This is a genomic window from Nocardioides pantholopis (assembly GCF_003710085.1).
Lineage (GTDB): Bacteria > Actinomycetota > Actinomycetes > Propionibacteriales > Nocardioidaceae > Nocardioides > Nocardioides pantholopis.
Map to the genome: position 1 here is coordinate 3,415,682 of NZ_CP033324.1, position 21,747 is coordinate 3,437,428.

Sequence of the window (21,747 nt, forward strand, 5' to 3'; positions counted from 1 at the left end):
TAGACTTCCGGGGTGAACGACGGCCCCCTGATCGTCCAGTCGGACAAGACCCTCCTGCTCGAGATCGACCACGAGCGCGCGGCGGAGTGCCGCAAGGCGATCGCGCCGTTCGCGGAGCTGGAGCGCTCCCCCGAGCACGTGCACACCTACCGCCTCACCCCGCTCGGCCTCTGGAACGCCCGGGCCGCCGGGCACGACGCCGAGCAGGTCGTCGACACGCTCCTGGAGTTCAGCCGGTACGCCGTGCCGCACGCGCTGCTGGTCGACGTCGCCGAGACGATGGCCCGCTACGGCCGGCTGCGCCTGGAGAAGCACCCCACCCACGGCCTGGTGCTCTCCTCCACCGACCGGCCCGTGCTCGAGGAGGTGCTGCGCGCCAAGAAGATCAAGGGCATGCTCGGCGACCGCCTCGACGACGACTCGGTCGCGGTCCACCCCAGCGAGCGCGGCAACCTCAAGCAGGCGCTGCTGAAGCTGGGCTGGCCGGCCGAGGACTTCGCCGGCTACGTCGACGGCGAGGCGCACGCGATCGAGCTCGACGAGACCGAGTGGCACCTGCGCGACTACCAGCGCGACGCGGCCGAGTCGTTCTGGCACGGCGGGTCGGGGGTCGTGGTGCTGCCCTGCGGGGCCGGCAAGACCCTGGTCGGCGCGGCCGCGATGTCGCTGGCCCAGGCGACCACGCTGATCCTGGTCACCAACACCGTCAGCGCCCGCCAGTGGAAGGACGAGCTGGTCCGGCGTACGTCGCTGACCGAGGACGAGATCGGCGAGTACTCCGGTGCCGTCAAGGAGGTCCGGCCGGTCACGATCGCGACCTACCAGGTCCTGACCATGAAGCGGAAGGGCGCCTACCCGCACCTGGACCTGCTGGACGCCCGCGACTGGGGCCTCATCGTGTACGACGAGGTGCACCTGCTGCCGGCGCCGATCTTCCGGATGACCGCCAACCTGCAGGCGCGCCGCCGGATCGGGCTGACCGCGACGCTGGTGCGCGAGGACGGCCGCGAGGGCGACGTGTTCTCGCTGATCGGCCCCAAGCGCTACGACGCGCCCTGGAAGGACATCGAGGCGCAGGGCTGGATCGCGCCGGCCGACTGCGTCGAGGTGCGGGTGACGCTGCCGACCGACGAGCGGCTGGTGTACGCGACCGCGGAGCCCGAGGAGCGCTACCGGCTCGCGTCCTGCACCGCGGAGAAGACCCGGGTGGTGCGCGACATCGTGGCCGCCCACCCCGGACAGCCGACCCTGGTGATCGGGCAGTACATCGACCAGCTCGACGAGCTCGCCGCCGCCCTGGACGCCCCGGTCATCAAGGGCGAGACGACCGTCAAGGAGCGCCAGCGGCTCTTCGACGCGTTCCGCTCCGGCGAGCTCGGGCTGCTGGTGGTCAGCAAGGTCGCGAACTTCTCCATCGACCTGCCCTCGGCGGAGGTCGCGATCCAGGTCTCCGGCTCCTTCGGCTCCCGGCAGGAGGAGGCCCAGCGCCTCGGCCGGCTGCTGCGGCCGAAGTCCGAGGGGAAGACCGCGCACTTCTACACGATCGTCTCCCGCGACACCGTCGACGCCGACTTCGCCCAGAACCGCCAGCGATTTCTGGCCGAGCAGGGGTACGCCTACCGGATCGTGGACGCGGAGGACCTGCTTGCCTGATGGCGTCGGCTCGGCCACGCCCGGTTTGGCCGGGGAGCACGCGGTGCATCCTGTGCGCATGACTCAGCAATCGAGCGGGCCGACCATGCCCCCGCCCGGCGCTCCTCAGCGGACGGGCTGGCTCCGCATCACGCTTCAGGGCAGCCCGTTCACGGGAAGCATCATCACGCCGACCGTGCGACTCAACGGCCAGCCGGTGCCCGCGAGCTACGGCGAGAACCTGTACCCGGTGGTGCCGGGCCCGTGGCGGGTGGACGTGGAGAGCCGGTGGCTGCGCACCTACGGGCAGGCCACGCTCGACCTGAGCGTGCGCGAGGGCGAGACGGTGCCGGTGTACTACGCGCAGCCGTACCACCAGTTCGCCCGCGGCAGCCTCGGGTTGGGTCGGCAGCGCCGCCCGGGCACCACCGGCGGCGTGCTCCTGACGGTGGCGTTCGGCCTGATCTTCACGCTGATCATCGTCCTCCTCGGCGTCCTCGTGGCGCTCCAGCTCGCTCAAAACTGAGCCGAGCTTCGGGAGGAACCGGGGACGCGTGGACGCGGAGGACCTGCCGGCCTGAGGCCGGCCCCTATCCCGCCCCGACCGGACCCCGGACCCACTGCCGCGGCTCGCGCAGCAGCCGTGGCCCGGTCTCCTCGCGCGCCCCGACGCCGGCCGCGGACGCAGCGGTGAGCACCGCCCGGCGCAGCTTGCGCCAGTCCGTCTCGGACGTCGGCATCCCGTTCTGATGGACCGCTTCGCGCAGCACCAGGCGGGTGCCGCCGCCCTCGGCCGGCACCAGGTCCGCGGTGGTGGCGATATCTCCCTCCTGGACCACCCACGCGCGCTCCCCGGCCGGCTTCCACCAGCGGGGCAGCTTCGTGCCGGCGAGGACCTGCTCGGCACCCGGGAGGTCGGTGTCGAGGTGCACCTCGGTCGCGAGCGAGACGAGCAGCTTCTCCACGAACGGGTTGCCCTGGTTGTCCCAGGTCGCGCCGCTCGCGGATCTCTCCGCCGCCCGGGCGGTGAACCGCCGCCCCCAGCGTCGCGCGAGCCACAGGAGAACCGTGAGGGCGAGGAACGCCGCCACCACGAAGTAGCCCTGGTTCAGGCGCCACCAGTCCTCCATGTCGTTCCCCTCTCTCCGATGCCTCGCCGACACAGCCCGGCTGCCGATGCCTCAGCCCTACCCCCGGCGGCGATCGGGCGAACCGAGGGTCGGGAGCTGCCTAGACCTGAGCCGGTGCCGGTGCGGTCACCGCTGGAACAGCGCGTCGAGGTCGGTGTCGACCTCGAGGATGTCGTTCTCCAGCCACGGGCTGTCGGGATCGCCCCCGACCGGCAGGCAGCGGACCACCACCCCGGTCTGCAGGTCGAGGGCCACGTCGTAGTGGTCCGGGTGGTCGGTGCCCGGCGCGACGTACCTCCAGGGTTCGAAAAACTGGTGGCGTCTTCCCGGTCCGGGCGAAACTGGTGGGGTCTTCCCCTGCCCGGGCGAAGACTGATGGGGACGGGGCCAAATCGGGGCCGGAAATCGTCCCGTCCTCGGCAGTTCTTCGGACCGACCCCTGCCACCCCACCAGTTTTCTGTTCCGGGCAGCCGACCACCTGGTCGCCGACGATCAGGTAGCCGGGCCGATCGGAACGAAGCCGCCCATGCCGCCGATGAGTCCGGGCAGGATGCTCGTCATGAGCGAGGAGGACGAGCGCGAGCAGGCCAAACTCCGGCTCTCACTCCTGGAGGTCGTGCTGGCGGCCCTGGACCGTCGAGCTGAGGTCGTGGAGACGGTATGGGAGTCGCGGGACCGTGCGGACGCCGCGGAGCGACTGCGGGTCCTGCTGGGACTACCGGCCGGAACACCCGCCGAGGTCGTGCTCGACCTGCAGGTCGGCCGGTTCACCGCCGAGCGGCGGCAGGCGCTGGCTCGGGAGGTCGCGGACCTGCGGCAGACGCTCCGAACCCGGTGACGCCGGGAGCATGACCGGAACTCCTACGGTGGAGCCATGTCCGGGATGCACTTCGAGCGGATGGCCGCGGAGTACGCCCGGGCGCGCCCGCCGTACCCGCCGCCGCTCTACGAGGCGCTGAGCGAGGCGGGCGTGATCGGTCCCGGACGGCGCGTCCTGGAGGTGGGTGCGGGCGCCGGGCTCGCGACCAGGGAACTGGCCCGCCGCGGCTGCGAGGTGGTCGCGCTGGAGCCGGGCCCGGAGCTCGCCTCCCTCGCTCGGAGGTCGGTGCCCGACGCGACGGTGATCGAGCAGCGCCTCGAGGACGCCGACCTGCCCGAGCATTCCTTCGACTCGGCGGTGGCCGCCACGTCGCTGCACTGGGTGGACCTCACTGTCGGCCTGCCCGCGCTGCACGCGGCGCTGCGCCCCGGCGGCTGGCTCGGCGTGTGGCGGACGAGTTTCGGCCCTGAGGACGTGGTGACCGACTTCCGGGTCCGCGTCGGCGAGATCGTGGCCCGCCGGGACCCGGCCGGGGCGGGGGCGCCCCGCCCTCCGGAGCGACCCACGATGGAGGAGCTCGCCGCCGGCGGGTGGTTCGAGCCGGTCCACACCGAGCGGTGGCGGTGGACGATCGACCTCGACACCGACCAGGTCCGCAGCCTCTTCCGCTCCTTCAGCGACTGGACCCCGGCCGAGGCCGAGGAGGCGGCCCGCGCGGTGGACGAGCTCGGCGGCCAGGTCACCGAGCACTACCGGTCGGTCCTGCACCTGCTGCGTCGTACGCCGAGCTCGGACGGTTGAGCCGGCCCGTCCGAGGAACGGCCCGGTCCGCCCCGGACACGGGCGCGGACCTACAGTGAGTGACCGTGAAGGTCCTGCTGCTGGAGAACATCCACCCCGTCGCCGTCGAGCGCCTCGAAGCCGCGGGCTTCGAGGTCGAGTTGCTGACCCGCTCGCTCAGCGAGGACGAGCTGCTCGAGCAGCTGCCCGGCGTCAGCATGATCGGCATCCGGTCCAACACCCACCTGACCCGCAAGGTGCTGGAGAACGCGCCGGACCTGATGGCGGTGGGCTGCTTCTGCATCGGCACCAACCAGGTCGACCTGGCGGCCGCCACCGAGCGGGGCATCGCGGTCTTCAACGCGCCGTACTCCAACACCCGCAGCGTCGTGGAGCTCGTGATCGGCGAGATCATCGCGCTGGCCCGCCGGCTGCCCGAGAAGATCGAGCGGATGCACGCCGGGGTCTGGGACAAGTCCGCGAAGGGCAGCCACGAGGTCCGCGGCCGCACCCTGGGCATCGTCGGGTACGGCAACATCGGCACCCAGCTCTCCACCGTCGCCGAGGCGCTCGGCATGGGCGTGGTCTTCTACGACACCGCCGACCGGCCCGCCCACGGCAACGCTCGCCGGATGAACAGCCTCGACGACCTGCTCGCGGTCGCCGACGTGGTCAGCCTGCACATCGACGGCCGCCCCGGCAACGCCGGCCTCTTCGGCGCCGAGCAGTTCGCGCGGATGAAGCCCCGCGCGTTCTTCATCAACGCCTCGCGCGGCATGGTCGTCGACGACGTCGCGCTGCGCGACCACCTCGTCTCCGGGCACCTCGCCGGCGCCGCGCTCGACGTCTTCCCGGTCGAGCCGAAGGCCCAGGGCGACTCCTTCGAGTCGGTGCTGCGCGGCCTCGACAACGTCATCCTGACCCCGCACGTCGGCGGCTCCACCCAGGAGGCGCAGGAGGAGATCGGCCGGTTCGTCTCCGGGAAGCTGATCGCGTTCATCGGCGAGGGCAGCACCGGCCTGTCGGTGAACCTGCCGGCCGTCGCTCCCCCGCCGCTGACCGGCGGCCACCGGGTCGGGTTCCTGCACCGCAACGTGCCCGGCGTGCTGGCCAGGCTCAACGACCTGCTCGCCGAGGAGGGCGAGAACGTCGCCGGCCAGACCCTGTCCACGCACGGCGAGCTGGGGTACGTCGTGACCGACGTCAACCAGGCCGTCTCCCAGGTCACCCTGGACCGGCTGCGTGCCTCGCCCAACTGCCTGTGGGCCCGCGCCTGGTCCTGAGCCCGGTGCCGCGGTCCCGCGGGCGGACCCGGCGCGCAGCGCCGACGTAGCCTCGGGAACATGCAGGTGGTGCGCGACCGGCTCGGCCGGGCGATCTTCGAGCGAGTGGCCGGCCCCCAGGGCGAGCGCCACCGCGACCGGATCCACGGCCGCCCCGGGCCGCGGCTCTTCGAGCCCGGCAGCCCGATCACCCGGGTCCACGGCGACGCCTCGATGTTCGTCGGCGGCATCCGCGCGGTGCTGCTCCAGACCCTGCACCCGGCCGCGATGCGCGGCGTCGCCGAGCACTCCGGCTACCGCGGCGACATGTGGGGTCGCCTGCAGCGCACCAGCACGTTCCTGGCGACCACGACCTTCGGGCACGTCGAGGACGCCGAGACCGCGATCGCGACGGTCCGCCGCATCCACGAGCGGGTGCGCGGCACGATGCCCGACGGCACGCCGTACGCCGCGTCGGACCCGCACCTGCTGGAGTGGGTGCACGTGGCCGAGGCCGAGAGCTTCCTGCGCGCCCACGACGTCTACGGCGAGCGGCCTCTCGTGGGCCCCGAGCGTGACGAGTACGTCGCCCAGCTGGGCGAGGTGGCCCGACGGCTCGGGGTGGCCGAACCGCCGACGACCGAGGCCGAGCTGCGCGCCACGCTCGCGGCGTACCGGCCCGAGCTGCGCGGCACGCCGGAGGCCCGCGAGGCGGTCGGCTTCCTGCTGCTGCGACCACCGCTGCCCTTGGCCGCGCGACCGGGGTACGCCGCGCTGGCGACCGCTGCCGTCGGGCTGATGCCCGCGTGGACCCGCTGGCCGCTGCGACTGCCGTGGCTGCCGGTCTCGGAGCGCACGGTCGGGCGGGCCCTCGGCTCGGTCGCCACCGGCACCGTGCGCTGGGCGATGCAGCCCTGACCCACCGGCCGCCACGGACTGGTCAGATCGGTGGGCGGACGGCCCTGGGCTTGGTTGAATGAGGACGTGGACGACCTCGCCGACCATTGGCCCCTGCCCGACGCCCCCGAGCTGCGCGACCAGGTCGCCTCCGCCTACGCCGACCCGGCGCGCGGCTACCACGACACCGCCCACCTGGCCACGGTCCTGGAACGGCTCGCGGAGCTGGAGCGCGCGGGCGTGGCCTTCGACCGGCTCCCGGTGCTGCTCGCAGCGTGGTTCCACGACGCTGTCTACGACGGGGAGCGGGACGCCGAGGAGCGCTCCGCGGCCTGGGCCGAGGACGCCCTGCGCGGGCTGGTGAGCGACGCCGTCGTGGCCGAGGTGGCCCGGCTGGTCCGGCTCACCGAGACCCACGAGCCCGCCGACGACGACGTCAACGGCTGCGCGCTCTCCGACGCCGATCTCTCGATCCTGGCCGCCCCCGGCGGCGCGTACGCCGCCTACACCGACGCGGTCCGCACCGAGTACGCCCACCTCGACGACGCGACGTTCCGCCGCGGCCGGGCGCAGGTGCTCCAGGGCCTGGCCACCAAGCCGCGCCTGTTCCACACCGGCTACGCCCGCGACCAGTGGGAGGGCCCGGCGCGCGCGAACGTGGAGCGCGAGCTCGTCGCGCTCGGCGCCTGAGCGGTCCCCGCCGTCGCAGGCGTCAGCGGGTCTTGCGCCGCCGCAGCCCGGCGGCCAGCAGCCGGGCCACCAGCTCCCGGGACGAGACCGGGGTGGCACCCGCGGCGACCACGTCGTCGTACCACTCCGCGGGCACGTCGTAGTGGTCCCGGTCGAAGCCCCGCTCCGGCAGCCCCAGGGTGCGGGCGAACGCGTGCAGCTCGGCGAAGGAGGAGTCGCTGGCGACGTGCGACCAGAGCCGGCCGTGCCCCGCGGCGTTGGGCGGGTCGACGAGGATCACGCGCGCCTCACCGCAACCGCGCTCCGGCGTCGTCGAGCAGCAGCCGCCAGGAGCGGACGTGCCCGGCGTCGACGTAGGAGCGGTACGTCGCGCCCGGACGCACCTGGACGCCGAGGTGGACCTGCCGCACCCCGGCCCGCAGCAGCCACGGCACGTGCTCGGCCACCAGCCCGCCGCCCGGCATCGCGAGGGCCGCGATCCGCGGGTCGGACTTGAGGGTGGCCAGCAGGTCGTCGAACCCGACCTCCAGCCCGCGGGGCGACCCGGCGGTGCGCACGGCCACCAGCCCGGGCAGCTCGAGCGCCCGGCGCCACGCGCGGTCGGGCTCGAGGGCGGCGTCGAAGGCGCGGTGGAAGGTCCACGGCACCCCGTCGAGCCGCTCGGCCAGGTGCGTGCACACGGCGCTGTCGACGCCCAGGTCGGCGTCGAGGAACCCGAAGGAGACCCCGGACGCGCCGGAGCCGAGGTAGTCGTGGGCCAGCCCCACCAGGCGGGCCAGCTCGCCCCCGGTCGTGGTCCAGGAGTCACCCAGCCGCAGCAGCACGAAGACCGGCACGTCGCTGTGGCGGCAGACCGCGGAGACCAGCTCCGGCGACGGGGACTGGGAGCCCTCGGGCCCGGTGCGGACCAGGTGCAGCCGGTCGGCGCCGCCCTCCAGCGCCCCGGGCACGTCCCGCTCGTGCAGCACGGTGACCTCGAGGAGGACCTCCGCCTGCACGCCGGTCGTCTCGCCAGCCATGAGGGCAGCCTAGGCGCGTGCGCGGCCCCGCGCCGGGAGCGCGCCGCACGCGCGTCGTACGCGCGTCGCGGCCGGCCGGGAGCACAGTCCTGGGAACGTCCGGCCGGGGGGTTCGCGCGACGCTCTTGATCTCCGAGCACAATGGGGGCTGTGGACGACACCCTTCTGTTCGATGCCAGAGCCCGCGTGCTGGCCGACCTGACGGCTCGTCAGCAGGCGACGCCGGAGGCGGTCAGCGCCCTGGAGGACGCCGTCTCGGCCCGCAAGTGGTGGGCCGAGCAGTGGCCCGAGGGGGCGGCGTACGTCGCGGGGCTGGTCGCCCAGGACGTCCAGGACGCCCTGCTGGAGCGCTCGGGACGGTGGCCGATCTGCCTGAGCTGTCCGGACGCTCCGCAGCACGCGCTCTACATCCAGCCGGACCTCGGCGGCCCCGACCCGGTATGGGTCTGCGAGGAGACCGGGGAGCCGGTGGCGGCCCTGGGCCGGCTGGCCTGAGACCGGACCGGGTCAGTCGCCCTGGCCGAGCTGGACCCACATCGTGAAGCGGTCGCCGCGGTAGACGGTGCGCGAGACCTCGACGACCTTCTCCTCGCTGAGCGCGCGGCGCGAGTGGCGCAGCACCGCGCTGCCGGGTGCGACCTCGAGGAGCGAGGCCTCGTCGGCGTTGGCGACGTCGGCGTTGATCGAGTCCTCGGCCCAGGACGGTCGCAGGCCGCGGGCGTGGAGCGCCTCGTACAGGCTGGTGGGCATGCCGGACTGGAGGAAGCCGGGCAGCAGCACCTCGTTGAGGTAGGCGTCCTCGATGCACATCGGGAGGCCGTCCGCGCGGCGCAGGCGCCGCCAGTGCACGACGGCGTCGCCCTCGGTGAGGTTCAGCGCCCGGGCGACCCCGGGGCCGGCCTGCTCCCGGCGCGCGAGCAGGGTCTGCGACTCCGCGAGCAGGCCGCGGCGAGCCATCTCCTCGGTGTAGCCGATGATCGGGCTGGCGGCCCGCCGGGGACGTGCCACGAACGTGCCGCGCCCGGGGATCCGCTCGAGCAGCCCCTCCCCCACCAGGGCGTCCATCGCCTGGCGGACCGTCATCCGCGCGACCCCGAAGCGCTGCACGAGCTCGCGCTCCGACGGGGTCGCCGAGCCGGGCGCACTGCCCGCCACGAGGGATCGGACGTACTCCCGGACCTGGACGTGCTTGAGGGTCCGGCCGGGATTGACGAGGGTTTCGGGCACGCGCCGACACTAGATGGACTAGACACCCAACGTCACCAGTTTCGTATATTTTCTTTGCATTCGGTGTGTGTTACTCGGTGGCGATCGCCCGCAGCACGTCCAGCCGGGCCGCCCGGCGGGCCGGCAGCACCGCCGCGAGGACCCCGACCACGATCGAGAGCCCCAGGAAGATCGCGAGCTGGCCGACCGGGATGCTGATCACCTCCAGCCCCTCGTCGCGCAGCGCGTACATCAGCGCCACGCCGAAGCCGGTGCCGAGGATCAGGCCGAGCACCGCGCCGAGGAGCGCGATCACGACCGACTCCATCGTGATCATCCGGCGCAGCTGCTGGCGGGAGAGCCCGATGGCCCGCAGCAGGCCGATCTCGCGGGTGCGCTCGATGATCGAGAGCGCCAGCGTGTTCACGATGCCGAGCACCGCGATCACCAGCGCCAGGCCCAGCAGCGCGAAGATCGTCAGCACCAGGTTGTCGATCGGCTCGCGCTGCTCCGCGGCGAACTCCTGCTGGTTCTTGACGGTCACCGCCGGCTGGTCCGCGACGACCTCGTCGAGCCGGTCCTGAACGACGGCCGCGTCGCCGGCGACCCCGCCGACATCGAGGATCAGCGCGTTGTCGCGGTCCTGGAAGCCGGCCGCGACCAGGGTGTCGATGGTGGTGAGGATCGGGGCGAGCACGACCGGGTTGTCCTCGAAGATCCCGGCGACCTCCCAGCTGCGGTCGCCGGTCGGCAGCTCCAGCTCGACGGTGTCGCCGACCTCGAGCCCCTGCTCCTCGGCCCAGGACCGCTGGAGGAACACGGTGTCGTCGGCCAGGTCGTCAGGCGTGCCGCTGACCAGGTCCAGCTCGAGCGTGCCGACCTCGTCGGGGTCGGTGCCCGCGACGGACTGCCGCTCGCCGTCGAGCAGGCCGGCGCCGAACCGCTCCCGGACCACCCGCTGCACGCCCGGCACCTCGGCCATCCGCTCCGCAACGGCCGGCGAGAACGGCGCCCCGAGGGCGCTGCTGACCACGAAGTCGCCGACGAAGCTCTCCTCGATCGCGGCGTCCACGCTCGCCTTCGCCGAGGCCCCGATGATCGCCATCGTGCAGGCGAGCGTGAGCCCGATCATCAGGGCCGACGCGGTGGCGGTGGTGCGTCGCGGGTTGCGCAGGGAGTTCTGGCCGGCGAGGTTGCCGACCGCACCGGCCACCCGGGCGAAGACCGCACGGACCGCGACCAGCAGCGGCCTGCTCAGCACCGGGCTGGCCGCGCTCACGCCCAGCAGCACCGCCAGCACCCCCGCCCCGATCCACCAGCCGGCGCGGGGCACGTCGACGAAGAGCCCGAGCGCCAGCACCGCCAGGCCGGCCGCCGCCAGGGCGCAGCCGAGCACGAACCGCCGGCGCAGCGAGGTCTCGGGCAGCGCCACGTCGTCGCGCAGCGCCTGCACCGGGGCGATCCGGCCGGTGCGCCGGGCCGGGAGCCACGCGGCCGCCGTCGTCACGACGATCCCGACGGCGTACGACGCCAGGACGGTGCGGGGGGCGAGCACCAGCGGCTGCCCGGACAGGTCGAGGCCGAAGGAGCCGACGACCGCGGTGATGCCGATGGCCAGCAGCACCCCCAGCCCCAGCCCCAGGGTGGCGCCGACCAGGCCGAGCACGACGGCCTCGAGGAGCACCGACCAGGTGACCTGGCGCCGGGAGGCGCCCAGGGCCCGGAACAGGGCCAGCTCGCGGCCGCGCTGGGCGACCAGGATCGAGAACGTGTTGACGATCAGGAACGAGCCCACGACCAGCGCGATCCCGGCGAAGATCAGCAGGAACGTGGTCAGGAACGAGACCGCCTCGAGCAGGTCGCTGGCCGACTCGTCGGCGGCCTTCTCGCCGGTGACCGCCTCGATCTCGTCGGGCAGCACCTCCCGGGCCTGGGCGGCGAGCTCCGACTGGCTGACGCCGGGCTCCGCCGTCACCCACACGTCGGTGAAGGCGTCCTGCCCGTCGAGGAACAGCTCCTGGGCGGTGCGGGTGTCGAAGAGGGCCAGCGTCGCCCCGTTGAGCGAGCCGCCCTCGGGGAAGCCCGCCAGGCCGACCAGGGTCGCGGCCAGGTCGCTCTGCTCGGTGCCGGTCGTGATCGGGACCTCGTCGCCGATCTCGTAGCCGGCCCGCTCGGCGGTGCTCTCGTCGAGCACGACCTCGTCGCCGGTCCGCGGCGCCGCGCCCTCGACGATCGCCAGGCCCAGCAGCCCGCCGGCGGCCGGGGCCCCGGTCCAGTTGCTGCCCAGCGCGGGCGGGCCCAGGCCGCCGACCAGCTTGCCGTCGCGATCCACGACGTACACGCCGTCGGCGTTCACGTTGCCGTCGGCCCGCGCCGCGTCCGGGAGCGCGGCGAGCTCGTCGACGAGGTCGGCCGGCACGGTCTGGGTGGAGATGAAGCCGTCCACGGTCTGGCCGCCGGTGGGGCGGACCACGACGTCCCCCACTGTCGCGTCGAACAGCGCGGTGAGGCTGCGGTTCAGGGTGTCGGAGAACATTAGCGACCCCGCCACGAACGCCACCCCGAGCACGATCGCGAACGTGCTCATCAGCAGGCGCAGCTTGCGCCCGAGCAGGCTCTTGAGCGCGGCGCGGATCACGCGGCACCCGGGTCGCTCATCCGGGCCAGGATCTCCAGCACCTGCTCGCGGGTCGGGTCGCGGACCTCGTCGACGATCCGGCCGTCGGCGAGGAAGACCACCCGGTCGGTGTACGCCGCCGCGATCGGATCGTGGGTGACCATCACGATGGTCTGCCCGTTGTCGGCGCTGCGCCGCAGCAGCTCGAGCACCTCGGCGCCCGAGCGGGAGTCGAGGTTGCCGGTGGGCTCGTCGGCGAAGACGATCCGCGGCCGGCTCACCAGCGCCCGGGCGACCGCGACCCGCTGCTGCTGGCCCCCGGAGAGCTGGTTGGGCTTGTGGTCGAGCCGGTCGCCGAGAGCGACCGTCTCGATGACGGCGTCGTACCACTCCGGGTCGGGCCGGCGGCCGGCGATCGACAGGGGCAGGAGGATGTTCTCCCGGGCGGTCAGCGTGGGCACCAGGTTGAAGGACTGGAAGACGAAGCCGATCTCGTCGCGGCGCAGCCGGGTCAGCGCCTTGTCCTTGAGCGTGCTCAGGTCCTGGTCCCCGATCAGGACCTGCCCCGAGTCCGCGGTGTCCAGCGCCGCGCAGCAGTGCATCAGCGTGGACTTGCCCGACCCGCTGGGCCCCATGACCGCCGTGAACTCGCGGGCTCCGATGTCGAGCGACACGTCGTCGAGGGCGCGCACCATCGCGTCACCGGTCCCGTAGGTCTTGGTCAGGGAGCGCACCCGCGCCGCAATCTGGCTCACGTGGACACGATGGCGCGTCGGGACCCGCGGCGCCACCGCGAACCGGCGGGCCTCACCCGAACGAGGGGTCGAACAGATGTTCGATACGGTGCTACCGTGGCTCCATGGACTTCCAGGGGATGCTCTTCGAGGCGCCGGCCTCGGGGCTGCGCACCTTCGCCGGGATCGAGCGTCGCGTGCTGACCCGCGGCGCCTGGGTCGACGTGCTGCGCAGCTGGGTGCCGCAGGCCGACGACGTCTTCGCGACCCTCGTGCGCGACGTGCCGTGGCGCGCCGAGCGGCGGGAGATGTACGACCGGGTCGTCGACGTGCCGCGGCTGCTGCACACCTACGGCCTGGGCGAGGCGCTGCCGCACGTCGTGCTCGAGGAGGCGCGCGACGCGCTCAGCGAGCACTACCTGCCCGAGCTCGGTGAGCCGTTCCGCACCGCCGGATGCTGCTACTACCGCGACGGCCGGGACAGCGTCGCCTGGCACGGCGACACGATCGGCCGCGGGCGCAGCGAGGACACCATGGTCGCGATCGTCTCCTTCGGCGATCCGCGGCGCCTCCAGCTGCGGCCCCGAGCCGGCGATGGCGAGTCGATCTCGATCGAGATGGGCCACGGCGACCTCGTGGTCATGGGCGGCTCCTGCCAGCGCACCTGGGAGCACGCCGTGCCGAAGGTCGCCTCCGCCGGACCGCGGATCTCGGTGCAGTTCCGACCGTTGAACGTGTTCTGAGGCCCGGCCCCGCGGGCGCTCGGGTGTGCCGGGACCTCCCGTCGGGCACCGGGAGCCATGAGTGAGCCCACCCCCACGACGCCCGGTCCGGCCAGCCCGGACCCGACGACGGAACCCACCGAGCCGACGACCGCGCCGGCTCCCGCACCCGCGGACCGGGCCTCACGCCGGGCCCGCCGCGAGGACGACCCGCTGCGCGGCTCCCGCACCAGCGGCGTCTGGTTCGGCGTCATCATCGCCGCGATCGTGCTCATCCTGTTGGTGATCTTCATCGTGCAGAACACCCAGTCGGTCCGGGTCTCCTACTTCGGCTGGGACGGCGAGGCGCCGCTCTCGGTGTCGCTGCTCGTCGCGGCGGTCGCCGGCATGGTGCTGGCGATCATCGCGGCGTCGCTGCGGATCCTGCAGCTGCGCCGCCGGGTCCGCCGCAACCGGAGCTGAGACCCGACTCAGACGTCCGGCTGAGAGGCCGGTCCCGCGTCCTGGTCCTCGTCCTCGGCAGGGGCCTCCTCCGCCGCGGCGCCGTCGGGCTGCGAGGCCGGCTCGGCGTCCTGGTCGTGGGTGCCGTCGGGGTTCTCGCCGGGCTGCTGGCTCATGGGTCCTCCTGGATCCGGTGGGACACCCCGGTGCCCCGCGAGCGGCCGCCCTAACGGCCCCGGCGGCGGCTCTGCGCACCCCGCCGGCGCCCGCGGTGCTCGCGGCGTCGGCGGCGCAGGAGCCATCCGGCCAGGAGCACGCCACCGAGGACCGCCGCCGCCCGGGCGCCGTACGCCCGGGCCAGGGCAGGTGCCGCGGCGGCCCCCAGGTCCAGGGTGTCGCTCTCGCGCCGGTGCGAGGCGGGGGCTGCCTCCTCCGCGACAGGCGGAACGGGTGGCGGGGCCGGCGGCCCCAGGTTGCCGGGCGGCGGCTCGACGGCCGGCTGCACCGCCGCCGCCGGCACCCCGCCGGAGAGCCGCTGCTCCAGGCAGGCCACGAACTGGCCCAGCAGCTTGTCCGAGACGTCCTGCATGACGCCCCGCCCGAACTGGGCGGGCTTCCCGGTCACGGCCAGGTCGGTGACCACCTCGACGTCGGTGCCCTTGCCGCCCGGTGTCATGGTGAGCGTGACGGTGGCACCGGCGGTGCCGTTGCCGCGCTTGTCCTTGCCGCGGGCCTCGACCACGAACCGGTGCTGGACCTCGTCCTTCTCCACGAACGTGCCGGAGCCGGTGTAGACGAGCGCGATCGGGCCCAGCTTGACCTTCACCGAGCCGGTGAACGTGTCGTCCTCCACCGAGGTGACCGTGGCACCCGGGAAGCACTCGGCGACCGCGGCGATGTCGTTGAAGTGCGCCCAGGTCACCGCGGGCGGCGTCGGGACCGAGAAGCGGTGCTGGAGGTCCATCAGGCCCCCGCGGCGGCCAGCACCGCCCGACGGGTGAGCACGCCCGCCAGGTGCCGGCGGTAGTCCGCCTCGCCGTTGAGGTCCGAGGGCGGGTCCGTGCCCTCCGCCGCCAGCTGCGCCGCCACGCGTACGGCGTCCTCGGTGGGCGGCTGCCCGGCCAGGGCATCCTCGACGGCGCGGGCCCGCAAAGGGGTCGACCCCATGTTGGTCAGCCCGACCCGCGCCTCGGCGATGACGCCGCCCTCGAGCCGCACGGTCGCGGCGACCGCGACGATCGGCCACTGGTGCGCGACCCGGACGAACTTCTCGTAGCGGGCGCCCCAGCCGGGATGCTTCGGCAGCCGGACCTCGGTGAGGATCTCGTCCTCGCCGATCGCGGTCTCGAACAGGCCGAGGAAGAAGTCCTCCGCCTGCACGGTCCGGGTGCCACCGGGACCGGCCACCACGAACTCGGCTCCGAGCGCCAGGGTCGGGGCGCCGAGGTCGCCGGCCGGGTCGGCGTGGGCCAGCGCGCCGCCGAAGGTGCCCCGGTGCCGGATCTGGGCGTCGGCCAGGTGCTCGACGGCCTTGGTGACGAGCCCGGCGTACTGGGCCACGAGCGGGTGCGAGCCGACGACGGAGTGCGGGGTCATCGCGCCGACGACGATCGAGTCGCCGTCGTCGCGGACGCCGCGCAGCCCCTCGATCCGGCGCAGGTCGATCACCAGCTCCGGGGCGTTGAGCCGCATCCGCAGCACCGGCAGCAGGCTCTGCCCGCCGGCCATGATCTTGGCCTCGTCACCGTGCTCGGTGAGTGCCGCGAGGGCCTCCTCGACAGTGGTCGGGGCCAGGTAGTCGAACGGGGCCGGGATCATGGGTGTCCTCCTCCGGACGTGCGGTCCACGGTGCCCTCCTGGCCCGTCGACGCGTCGAAGTGCGGGGCCGCGGCGCCTTCGGTGTCGCCGCCCGCTCCGCCCTCGTGGATCGCCCGCCAGACCCGCTCGGGCGTGCACGGCATCGCGACGTCGTGCACCCCGAGATGGCGCACGGCATCCACCACGGCGTTGACGACGGCGGGGGTCGACGCGATGGTGCCGGCCTCCCCGACGCCCTTGGTGCCGAGCGTGTTGGTCAGCGCCGGGGTCGTGGTGTGGTCGACAGCGAAGCTGATCGTGTCCGCTGCCGTCGGCAGCAGGTAGTCCACGAACGAGCCGGACACCAGCGTCCCGGACTCGTCGTGCACCGCTTCCTCCCACAGGGCCTGGGAGATGCCCTGGACCAGCCCGCCGTGCACCTGCCCGGAGACGATGAGCGGGTTGATGACGTTGCCGACGTCGTCGCAGCAGACGTAGGAGCGCATCCGCACCTGGCCGGTCTCGGTGTCGACCTCCATCGCGCACAGGTGGGTGCCGTGCGGGTAGTTGAAGTTCACCGGGTCGAAGGTGGCCTCGGAGTCGAGGCTCGGCTCGACGCCGTCGGGCAGGTCGTGGGCGGCGAACACCGCGGCGGCGATGTCGGTGATCGCCATCCCCTGGTCGGTGCCGCGCACGGCGAACCGGCCGCCGCGGAACTCCAGGTCGCCGGGCTCCGCCTCGAGCAGGTGCGCGGCGATCGGTCGGGCCCGCTCGATCACCTTGTCGGCGGCCCGGACCAGCGCCTCCCCACCCACGACGAGCGACCGGGACCCGTAGGTGTCCAGGCCCTTGTGCGCGACCTGGGTGTCGCCGTGCAGGACCTCGACGTTCTCGAACGGCACTCCGAGCCGGTCCGCGACGATCTGGCTGAACGCGGTCTCGTGCCCCTGGCCGTGCGCGCTCGCGCCGGTGACGACCTCGACGGTGCCCGTCGGCAGCATCCGCACGCTCGCGTGCTCCCAGCCGCCGGCGCCGTAGTCGAGCGAGCCGAGCACCCGCGACGGCGCGAGGCCGCACATCTCGGTGAAGGTCGAGACCCCGATGCCGAGCTGGACCGGGTCGCCGGCCTCGCGGCGCCGGCGCTGCTCGGCGCGCAGCTCGTCGTAGCCGAACATCTCGGTGGCCCGCGCCGTCGCGGCCTCGTAGTTGCCCGAGTCGTACTCCAGGCCCGCGACGGTGGTGAACGGGAACTCCTCGTGCCGGATCCAGTTCCGCTCCCGGATCTCCAGCGGGTCGACGCCGACCGCGGCGGCCAGCTCGTCCATCAGCCGCTCGATGGCGTACGTCGCCTCCGGGCGCCCGGCGCCGCGGTAGGCGTCGGTCCAGGTCTTGTTCGTCAGGACCGTCTGGGCCTCGAAGCGGTAGGCGGGGAACTTGTAGATCGCGTTGTACATGAACGCGCCGAGGACCGGCACGCCGCCGCCCACCAGCGAGACGTAGGCGCCGAGGTCGGCGAGCAGGTCGACGTGCAGGCCGGTGACCCGGCCGTCGCGGTCGGCGGCGAGGGTCAGGCGCTGCCACTGGTCGCGGCCGTGGTGGCCGGCCATCAGCGACTCGCTGCGGGTCTCGGTGTACTTGACCGGCCGGCCCAGCCGCCGGGCGACCGCGACGGTCAGCCACTCCTCCGGGGTGGTCTGCAGCTTGCCGCCGAAGCCGCCGCCGACGTCCGGCGCGATCACCCGCAGCTTCGACTCGGGGATGCCGGTCGTGGCGGCCAGCGCGTAGCGCAGGATGTGCGGGATCTGGGTCGCCGACCAGACGGTCAGCTGCTCCCCGGTCGGGTCGCACACGGTGGAGCGGGGCTCCATGAACGCCGGGATCAGCCGCTGCTGGCGGTACTCCCGCTCGATCACGATGCCGTCGGTGCGGGCCCGGGCGATCGCCTCCGCGACGTCGCCGCCGGTGCCGGCCTCCCCGGAGTCGAAGACCCAGTGGGCCGACCGGTTCGTGCCGAGGTCGGGGTGGGCCAGGACCCGGTCCGCGGCTGCCTCCTTGAGGTCCACGGCGGCCGGGAGCACGTCGTAGTCGACGTCGACGAGCTCGGCGGCGTCGCGGGCCTCCGCCGGGGTACGGGCGACGACCACCGCGACCACCTCCCCGGCGAACGCGACCCGGTCGATCGCGACCGGCAGGTGGGTCGGGGTCTTCTGGTCCGGCGTGATCGGCCAGGCGTTGATCAGCACACCCTGGGTCTCGGCGAGGTCCTGGCCGGTGAACACGTCGACGACGTTGGTGGCCGCCTTGGCCGCGGTCGTGTCGATGGCGGTGATCCGGGCGTGCGCGAACGGGCTGCGCACCAGCGCGACGTGCACCATCCCGGGCAGCGTGATGTTGTCGGTCCAGCGGGTGCGGCCGGTGATCAGCCGCTGGTCCTCCTTGCGGCGCCGGTCCCGGCCGATCTCCGGCTGGGTCTCGGGACGGGCCTCGGTCGCGGTCATGCCGAGGCCCCCGATCCCTCGGAGGCCGGTCCGGCCGCGTGCTGCACGGCCCGCACGATGTTGTGGTAGCCGGTGCAGCGGCACAGGTTGCCCTCGAGCCCGAGCCGGATCTCCTCCTCGCTCGGGTGCGGGTTCTCCTCGAGCAGCGCGACGCTCTGCATGATCATCCCCGGCGTGCAGTAGCCGCACTGGAGACCGTGGCACTCCCGGAACGCCTCCTGCACCGGGTGCAGGACCCCGTCGGTGGCCAGCCCCTCGATCGTGGTGACGCTGGCCCCGTCGGCCTGGACCGCCAGCACGTTGCAGGACTTCACGCTGGTGCCGTCCAGGTGCACCGTGCAGGCCCCGCAGTTGCTGGTGTCGCAGCCGACGACGGTGCCGGTCTTGCCGAGCCGCTCGCGCAGGTAGTGCACGAGCAGCATCCGGGGTTCGACGTCGTCGCTCACCTTCGAGCCGTCGACGGTGAGGCTGATCCGGGTCATGGGTCCCCCTTGCGCAGTGCCCAGGCTGTGATGGCGGTCACACGGTAGGTCCCGATGGTTGGTCGATGGTTGGGGGCGGACCGTCCACGCGCGAGGCACGAGCGCGGGGGCGCGGCCGTCCCGGTCGAGCAAGCGGCACGGCCGAGCCTGCGAGGGCGTGGCGCGCGTCGAGACGGCGGCAGTGCGGGTCTCGACACGCTCGGCGCCAGGGCGCCTCACGGCTCGACCACCAGGGCCAGGCGGGGCGCCTCACGGCTCGACCACCGATGCACCGGGGCGCCTCACGGCTCGACCACCGGAAGGCTGGATCACCGGAGGCCTGGGACGGGCTACCCCCGGGCGACGGCCAGGCGTCCCTTGAGCAGCGGGGCGGCGGGGTGCGGGCGGCCCGCGAGGACGGCCAGGCAGACCTCCAGCACCTCCGCGTCGTACGGCGCGTGCTCGCTGTAGCGGACCACGGCGTCGGGGTCGGGGTCGGCGAGCAGCGCCTCGCGCAGCGCGACCGCTACATACTCGGCGAGCTCGCCGAGCGCCGGGGAGTCGGTGCCGGGCAGCAGGCCGCCGCCGTAGGCCTCGACGGCGGCCCGCACCCGGCCGCGGCGCAGCAGGCTGAGCACCCGGTCGACGTCGGTCGTGACCGGCATCAGCAGCCGGTAGGGGCGTGAGGAGAGCCGTCCGCCCAGCGCGGCGCGCAGGTGCGAGACCTCGGCCTTGAGGGTGGAGAACGTGACCGCCTGGTCGCCGTAGAGGAGCGCATGCAGCTGCTCGAGCGAGAGCCCCTCGGGGTGCAGTGCGAGCAGGGCCAGGATCTCGCTCTGGCGACGGTTGAGCGCCAGTCGCCGGCCGTCCAGCCAGGCCTCGGCCGTGCCGAGGAGCGTCAGCACCAGCCCGACCTCGGGCGTCCCCGGAGCGTCGGCGTACGCCGCGGTCGCCGGCATCGCGGACTCGATGAGCCGCGCCAGCACCCGCGCGGTCGCCAGCCCGATGGGGTGGGTGCGGTCCCAGGTGGTGGAGAGGTCGAGGACCCCGAGCTGGGTGCCGGTGACCGGGTCGCGCAGCGGCGCGGCCCAGCAGACCCAGTTGTGCACGATCGGGGCGTAGTGCTCGGCGCTGAACACCACCGCCGGGGCGGCCGTCCGGTTCGCCAGGTCCAGGGCGTTGGTGCCGACCGAGCGGTCGTCCCAGCGGCCGCCCGGCACGAAGTTGACCCGCTCGGCCCGGCGGCGCATCACCCGGCCGCCGTAGGTCCACAGGATCCGGGTCTCGGGGTCGGTGACCGCCACGACCAGGTCGCCGTCCTCGGCGGTACGCCGCAGCTCGGCCTGCACCTCCTGCACCGCCACCTGGAGCGGGGAGCCGCGCCACAGCGCCGCGGTCTCGTCCTCGTCGGCCAGCGGCGCCTCCTCCACGTCGGGGGCCACCGCGGCGCGGGAGCGCGACCAGCTGGAGAGGATCTCAGGACGTACGCCGGGCCCGGCCCCGACCTCGTCGGAGCACTCCAGGAACGCCGTCCACGCCTGCACCGCCAGGTGCCGGCGGGCCGCGAGGTCGGAGCCCGCCGTGGCCACCATGGCGGCACGCTAGCACCGGGGTGACCCGGATCACAGGGCGAGCAGCGGCCGGTTACAGCTCGCGGCGCAGGAAGCGCACGGTGCGTCGCATCGAGTCCGCGAACCGGGGGCCGAACGCGTGCCCCTCCCCCGGGTAGATCTGCAGCGTGCTGTCCACGCCGGCCCGGGTCAGCAGCTGGTGCGTCGTGCGCGACCACGCGACCGGGCAGCTGTCGTCGGCGGTCCCGTGGTGGATCAGGACCGGCACCTCGACCCGGTCGAAGTAGGTGCGGGCGGACAGCTCGCGGTAGGAGCGCGGGTTCTCGGCCGGGCTGCCGCCGAGCCGGGCGTAGAGCCGCTCGGCCTGGTCGGGGCGCTCGGGGACCGTCCAGCGGCGCAGGTTGTCGATGAAGTCCGAGCTCACCGGCGCGAAGACCACCGCCGCGTCGACGAGGTCGGGGTGGGTGACGAGCGCGTTGTAGGTGACCGCGCCGCCCATCGAGCGGCCCACCATGCCCAGCCGCTCGGAGTCGACGTACGCCTCGCGCTCCAGCGCGCGGACCGCCCCGATGGCGTCGCGGGTGTAGGCCAGCCGCGACTCCCGGTCCAGGTCCCCGACCGGGTCGGAGCCGGCGTGGCCGCGGTAGTCGGTGTGCAGCACGACGAACCCGGCCGCCGCGAGCCACTCCTGCTCGCGCGACATGCCGCGGCCCAGCGTGTAGATCGCGGGGTCGATGTAGCCGTGGTTGAGCACCAGCGCCGGGAACGGCCCGCGGCCGGTGGGCACCAGCAGCTCGCCGGAGACCGTCGCCCCGTCGACGCGGTAGGTCACCGCCCAGCTGGTCCAGCTCTCGGTCCCGGCCAGCCGCTCGGTACGCCGGATCCGCCCGCCGCGCACCTCCTCGCGCATCAGTGCCGGCAGCGAGGTCCGGGAGGTGAGCGGCGGCAGCGTGGCCCCCGGCTCGGGGGCCTCGGACGGCGGTGCCGGCGGCTGCGGCGCGGGGCTGCCGGAGCGGGCCTCGGGGCCCGGGCCGGGATCGGGGTCCGCGTCCTCGGTGCATCCCGCCATCAGGGCGAGGAGCAGCAGCGCGACCGCTGCTGCTCCCGCCCGGCGCATCGGCTAGTGGGCCGGGATGGCGCTGGTGGCGACGGTGAGCAGCACGACGGCGTCCTCGAGGGCGGCCAGGTCATGGCGGGCGTCCGGGACGACCAGCAGCTCCCCGGCCGCGGCCTCCCAGGCGTCCTCGCCGGCCTGGAGGCGGACCCGGCCGCGCAGCACCTGCAGGGTGGCCTCGCCCGGCGACTCGTGCTCCCCGAGCGCCCGACCGTCGGCCAGCGCGATCAGCGTCTGGCGCAGGTCGTGCTCCTGACCGCCGTACACGGTCACGGCGGCGCGGCCGGCCGAGGCCTCCCGTGCCGCGGTGAGCTGGCTCTCGGCGAGGGCGGTCAGGGACGTGGCGGTCATGGTT

General features: G+C 73.9%; 25 protein-coding genes. 10 read left to right on the forward strand and 15 right to left on the reverse strand.

The genetic code is table 11. The annotated features are described in order from the left end of the window. Positions 1–12: 12 nt before the first annotated feature. Entirely contained in the window at positions 13–1,653 is a 1,641-nt protein-coding gene (locus EBO35_RS16405; RefSeq protein WP_122818675.1) for a DNA repair helicase XPB, read from the forward strand. Positions 1,654–1,711: 58 nt separating this feature from the next. After that, complete coding sequence (locus EBO35_RS16410; protein ID WP_164478000.1) at positions 1,712–2,158, forward strand: hypothetical protein; 447 nt, start codon at positions 1,712–1,714, stop codon at positions 2,156–2,158. A gap of 64 nt (positions 2,159–2,222) precedes the next feature. Here the strand turns inward: EBO35_RS16410 and EBO35_RS16415 are convergent, their stop codons facing one another. Then, the gene (locus EBO35_RS16415; RefSeq protein WP_122818677.1) at positions 2,223–2,762 is read right to left on the reverse strand and encodes a hypothetical protein; all 540 of its coding nucleotides are present in this window, start codon (positions 2,760–2,762) and stop codon (positions 2,223–2,225) included. A 126-nt stretch (positions 2,763–2,888) separates the two neighbouring features. Next, positions 2,889–3,017 (reverse strand): hypothetical protein, encoded by a 129-nt coding sequence (locus EBO35_RS20255; RefSeq protein WP_263457638.1) that lies wholly within the window; start codon positions 3,015–3,017, stop codon positions 2,889–2,891. A gap of 305 nt (positions 3,018–3,322) precedes the next feature. Here EBO35_RS20255 and EBO35_RS16420 point away from each other — a divergent pair, with 305 nt between their 5' ends. From EBO35_RS16420 to EBO35_RS16440, 5 genes are all read left to right on the forward strand, one after another. Further along, complete coding sequence (locus tag EBO35_RS16420; RefSeq protein WP_164478001.1) at positions 3,323–3,601, forward strand: hypothetical protein; 279 nt, start codon at positions 3,323–3,325, stop codon at positions 3,599–3,601. Positions 3,602–3,637: 36 nt separating this feature from the next. Beyond that, positions 3,638–4,384 carry a class I SAM-dependent methyltransferase gene (locus EBO35_RS16425; protein ID WP_122818679.1) on the forward strand — a complete coding sequence of 249 codons (747 nt, stop codon included), beginning with the start codon at positions 3,638–3,640 and terminating at the stop codon, positions 4,382–4,384. Positions 4,385–4,449: 65 nt separating this feature from the next. Next, positions 4,450–5,646, forward strand: coding sequence for a phosphoglycerate dehydrogenase (gene serA, locus EBO35_RS16430; protein WP_122819865.1), 1,197 nt, complete (start codon positions 4,450–4,452; stop codon positions 5,644–5,646). 60 nt (positions 5,647–5,706) lie between these two features. Continuing rightward, on the forward strand, positions 5,707–6,543 hold the full coding sequence (locus EBO35_RS16435; protein ID WP_122818680.1) for an oxygenase MpaB family protein: 837 nt from the start codon (positions 5,707–5,709) through the stop codon (positions 6,541–6,543). A gap of 66 nt (positions 6,544–6,609) precedes the next feature. Beyond that, complete coding sequence (locus EBO35_RS16440) at positions 6,610–7,212, forward strand: HD domain-containing protein (RefSeq protein WP_122818681.1); 603 nt, start codon at positions 6,610–6,612, stop codon at positions 7,210–7,212. 22 nt (positions 7,213–7,234) lie between these two features. On the opposite strand, the gene EBO35_RS16445 is transcribed toward EBO35_RS16440, so the two are convergent. Next, the gene (locus EBO35_RS16445) at positions 7,235–7,492 is read right to left on the reverse strand and encodes a DUF4031 domain-containing protein (RefSeq protein ID WP_122818682.1); all 258 of its coding nucleotides are present in this window, start codon (positions 7,490–7,492) and stop codon (positions 7,235–7,237) included. 7 nt (positions 7,493–7,499) lie between these two features. Then, the gene (locus EBO35_RS16450) at positions 7,500–8,231 is read right to left on the reverse strand and encodes a copper homeostasis protein CutC (RefSeq protein WP_122818683.1); all 732 of its coding nucleotides are present in this window, start codon (positions 8,229–8,231) and stop codon (positions 7,500–7,502) included. A gap of 141 nt (positions 8,232–8,372) precedes the next feature. Between EBO35_RS16450 and EBO35_RS16455 the strand changes: the two genes are divergently transcribed. Further along, positions 8,373–8,726 carry a hypothetical protein gene (locus EBO35_RS16455; protein ID WP_122818684.1) on the forward strand — a complete coding sequence of 118 codons (354 nt, stop codon included), beginning with the start codon at positions 8,373–8,375 and terminating at the stop codon, positions 8,724–8,726. Between the two features lie 12 nt (positions 8,727–8,738). Here the strand turns inward: EBO35_RS16455 and EBO35_RS16460 are convergent, their stop codons facing one another. The 3 genes from EBO35_RS16460 to EBO35_RS16470 form a co-directional block, all read right to left on the reverse strand. Beyond that, a complete protein-coding gene (locus EBO35_RS16460) occupies positions 8,739–9,458 on the reverse strand; it encodes a GntR family transcriptional regulator (protein ID WP_122818685.1) in 720 nt (239 codons plus the stop codon). 70 nt (positions 9,459–9,528) lie between these two features. Continuing rightward, positions 9,529–12,075: an ABC transporter permease gene (locus EBO35_RS16465; protein ID WP_122818686.1), complete on the reverse strand. Its 2,547-nt coding sequence runs from the start codon at positions 12,073–12,075 to the stop codon at positions 9,529–9,531. Continuing rightward, on the reverse strand, positions 12,072–12,809 hold the full coding sequence (locus EBO35_RS16470; protein WP_396954355.1) for an ABC transporter ATP-binding protein: 738 nt from the start codon (positions 12,807–12,809) through the stop codon (positions 12,072–12,074). The genes EBO35_RS16465 and EBO35_RS16470 overlap by 4 nt, the downstream gene beginning before the upstream one ends. A gap of 104 nt (positions 12,810–12,913) precedes the next feature. On the opposite strand from EBO35_RS16470, the gene EBO35_RS16475 reads away from it, so the two are divergent. Beyond that, the gene (locus EBO35_RS16475; RefSeq protein WP_122818687.1) at positions 12,914–13,531 is read left to right on the forward strand and encodes an alpha-ketoglutarate-dependent dioxygenase AlkB; all 618 of its coding nucleotides are present in this window, start codon (positions 12,914–12,916) and stop codon (positions 13,529–13,531) included. Positions 13,532–13,588: 57 nt separating this feature from the next. Continuing rightward, positions 13,589–13,972: a LapA family protein gene (locus tag EBO35_RS16480; RefSeq protein ID WP_122818688.1), complete on the forward strand. Its 384-nt coding sequence runs from the start codon at positions 13,589–13,591 to the stop codon at positions 13,970–13,972. An 8-nt stretch (positions 13,973–13,980) separates the two neighbouring features. On the opposite strand, the gene EBO35_RS19565 is transcribed toward EBO35_RS16480, so the two are convergent. From EBO35_RS19565 to EBO35_RS16515, 8 genes are all read right to left on the reverse strand, one after another. Next, on the reverse strand, positions 13,981–14,127 hold the full coding sequence (locus tag EBO35_RS19565; protein ID WP_164478002.1) for a hypothetical protein: 147 nt from the start codon (positions 14,125–14,127) through the stop codon (positions 13,981–13,983). A gap of 50 nt (positions 14,128–14,177) precedes the next feature. After that, the gene (locus EBO35_RS16485) at positions 14,178–14,915 is read right to left on the reverse strand and encodes an SRPBCC family protein (RefSeq protein ID WP_122818689.1); all 738 of its coding nucleotides are present in this window, start codon (positions 14,913–14,915) and stop codon (positions 14,178–14,180) included. Further along, entirely contained in the window at positions 14,915–15,769 is an 855-nt protein-coding gene (locus tag EBO35_RS16490; RefSeq protein WP_122818690.1) for an FAD binding domain-containing protein, read from the reverse strand. Before EBO35_RS16490 ends, EBO35_RS16485 begins: the two co-directional genes overlap by 1 nt. Next, positions 15,766–18,246: a xanthine dehydrogenase family protein molybdopterin-binding subunit gene (locus tag EBO35_RS16495; RefSeq protein WP_122818691.1), complete on the reverse strand. Its 2,481-nt coding sequence runs from the start codon at positions 18,244–18,246 to the stop codon at positions 15,766–15,768. Before EBO35_RS16495 ends, EBO35_RS16490 begins: the two co-directional genes overlap by 4 nt. Then, the gene (locus EBO35_RS16500; RefSeq protein WP_122818692.1) at positions 18,243–18,728 is read right to left on the reverse strand and encodes a (2Fe-2S)-binding protein; all 486 of its coding nucleotides are present in this window, start codon (positions 18,726–18,728) and stop codon (positions 18,243–18,245) included. The genes EBO35_RS16495 and EBO35_RS16500 overlap by 4 nt, the downstream gene beginning before the upstream one ends. A gap of 329 nt (positions 18,729–19,057) precedes the next feature. After that, positions 19,058–20,299, reverse strand: coding sequence for a sigma-54-dependent transcriptional regulator family protein (locus EBO35_RS16505; RefSeq protein ID WP_122818693.1), 1,242 nt, complete (start codon positions 20,297–20,299; stop codon positions 19,058–19,060). 52 nt (positions 20,300–20,351) lie between these two features. Then, positions 20,352–21,395: an alpha/beta hydrolase family protein gene (locus tag EBO35_RS16510; RefSeq protein ID WP_122818694.1), complete on the reverse strand. Its 1,044-nt coding sequence runs from the start codon at positions 21,393–21,395 to the stop codon at positions 20,352–20,354. 3 nt (positions 21,396–21,398) lie between these two features. Continuing rightward, positions 21,399–21,743: a cupin domain-containing protein gene (locus EBO35_RS16515; protein ID WP_122818695.1), complete on the reverse strand. Its 345-nt coding sequence runs from the start codon at positions 21,741–21,743 to the stop codon at positions 21,399–21,401. Positions 21,744–21,747 lie beyond the last annotated feature (4 nt).

Excerpts from the sequence above, each read along its gene's own strand:
- EBO35_RS16410 (WP_164478000.1), top strand. The coding sequence starts at position 1,712 with ATGACTCAGCAATCGAGCGGGCCGACCATGCCCCCGCCCGGCGCTCCT.
- EBO35_RS16415 (WP_122818677.1), bottom strand. The coding sequence starts at position 2,762 with ATGGAGGACTGGTGGCGCCTGAACCAGGGCTACTTCGTGGTGGCGGCG.
- EBO35_RS16420 (WP_164478001.1), top strand. The coding sequence starts at position 3,323 with ATGAGCGAGGAGGACGAGCGCGAGCAGGCCAAACTCCGGCTCTCACTC.
- EBO35_RS16425 (WP_122818679.1), top strand. The coding sequence starts at position 3,638 with ATGTCCGGGATGCACTTCGAGCGGATGGCCGCGGAGTACGCCCGGGCG.
- EBO35_RS16435 (WP_122818680.1), top strand. The coding sequence starts at position 5,707 with ATGCAGGTGGTGCGCGACCGGCTCGGCCGGGCGATCTTCGAGCGAGTG.
- EBO35_RS16450 (WP_122818683.1), bottom strand. The coding sequence starts at position 8,231 with ATGGCTGGCGAGACGACCGGCGTGCAGGCGGAGGTCCTCCTCGAGGTC.
- EBO35_RS16455 (WP_122818684.1), top strand. The coding sequence starts at position 8,373 with ATGGGGGCTGTGGACGACACCCTTCTGTTCGATGCCAGAGCCCGCGTG.
- EBO35_RS16475 (WP_122818687.1), top strand. The coding sequence starts at position 12,914 with ATGGACTTCCAGGGGATGCTCTTCGAGGCGCCGGCCTCGGGGCTGCGC.
- EBO35_RS16480 (WP_122818688.1), top strand. The coding sequence starts at position 13,589 with ATGAGTGAGCCCACCCCCACGACGCCCGGTCCGGCCAGCCCGGACCCG.
- EBO35_RS19565 (WP_164478002.1), bottom strand. The coding sequence starts at position 14,127 with ATGAGCCAGCAGCCCGGCGAGAACCCCGACGGCACCCACGACCAGGAC.
- EBO35_RS16485 (WP_122818689.1), bottom strand. The coding sequence starts at position 14,915 with ATGGACCTCCAGCACCGCTTCTCGGTCCCGACGCCGCCCGCGGTGACC.
- EBO35_RS16490 (WP_122818690.1), bottom strand. The coding sequence starts at position 15,769 with ATGATCCCGGCCCCGTTCGACTACCTGGCCCCGACCACTGTCGAGGAG.
- EBO35_RS16495 (WP_122818691.1), bottom strand. The coding sequence starts at position 18,246 with ATGACCGCGACCGAGGCCCGTCCCGAGACCCAGCCGGAGATCGGCCGG.
- EBO35_RS16500 (WP_122818692.1), bottom strand. The coding sequence starts at position 18,728 with ATGACCCGGATCAGCCTCACCGTCGACGGCTCGAAGGTGAGCGACGAC.
- EBO35_RS16505 (WP_122818693.1), bottom strand. The coding sequence starts at position 20,299 with ATGGTGGCCACGGCGGGCTCCGACCTCGCGGCCCGCCGGCACCTGGCG.
- EBO35_RS16510 (WP_122818694.1), bottom strand. The coding sequence starts at position 21,395 with ATGCGCCGGGCGGGAGCAGCAGCGGTCGCGCTGCTGCTCCTCGCCCTG.
- EBO35_RS16515 (WP_122818695.1), bottom strand. The coding sequence starts at position 21,743 with ATGACCGCCACGTCCCTGACCGCCCTCGCCGAGAGCCAGCTCACCGCG.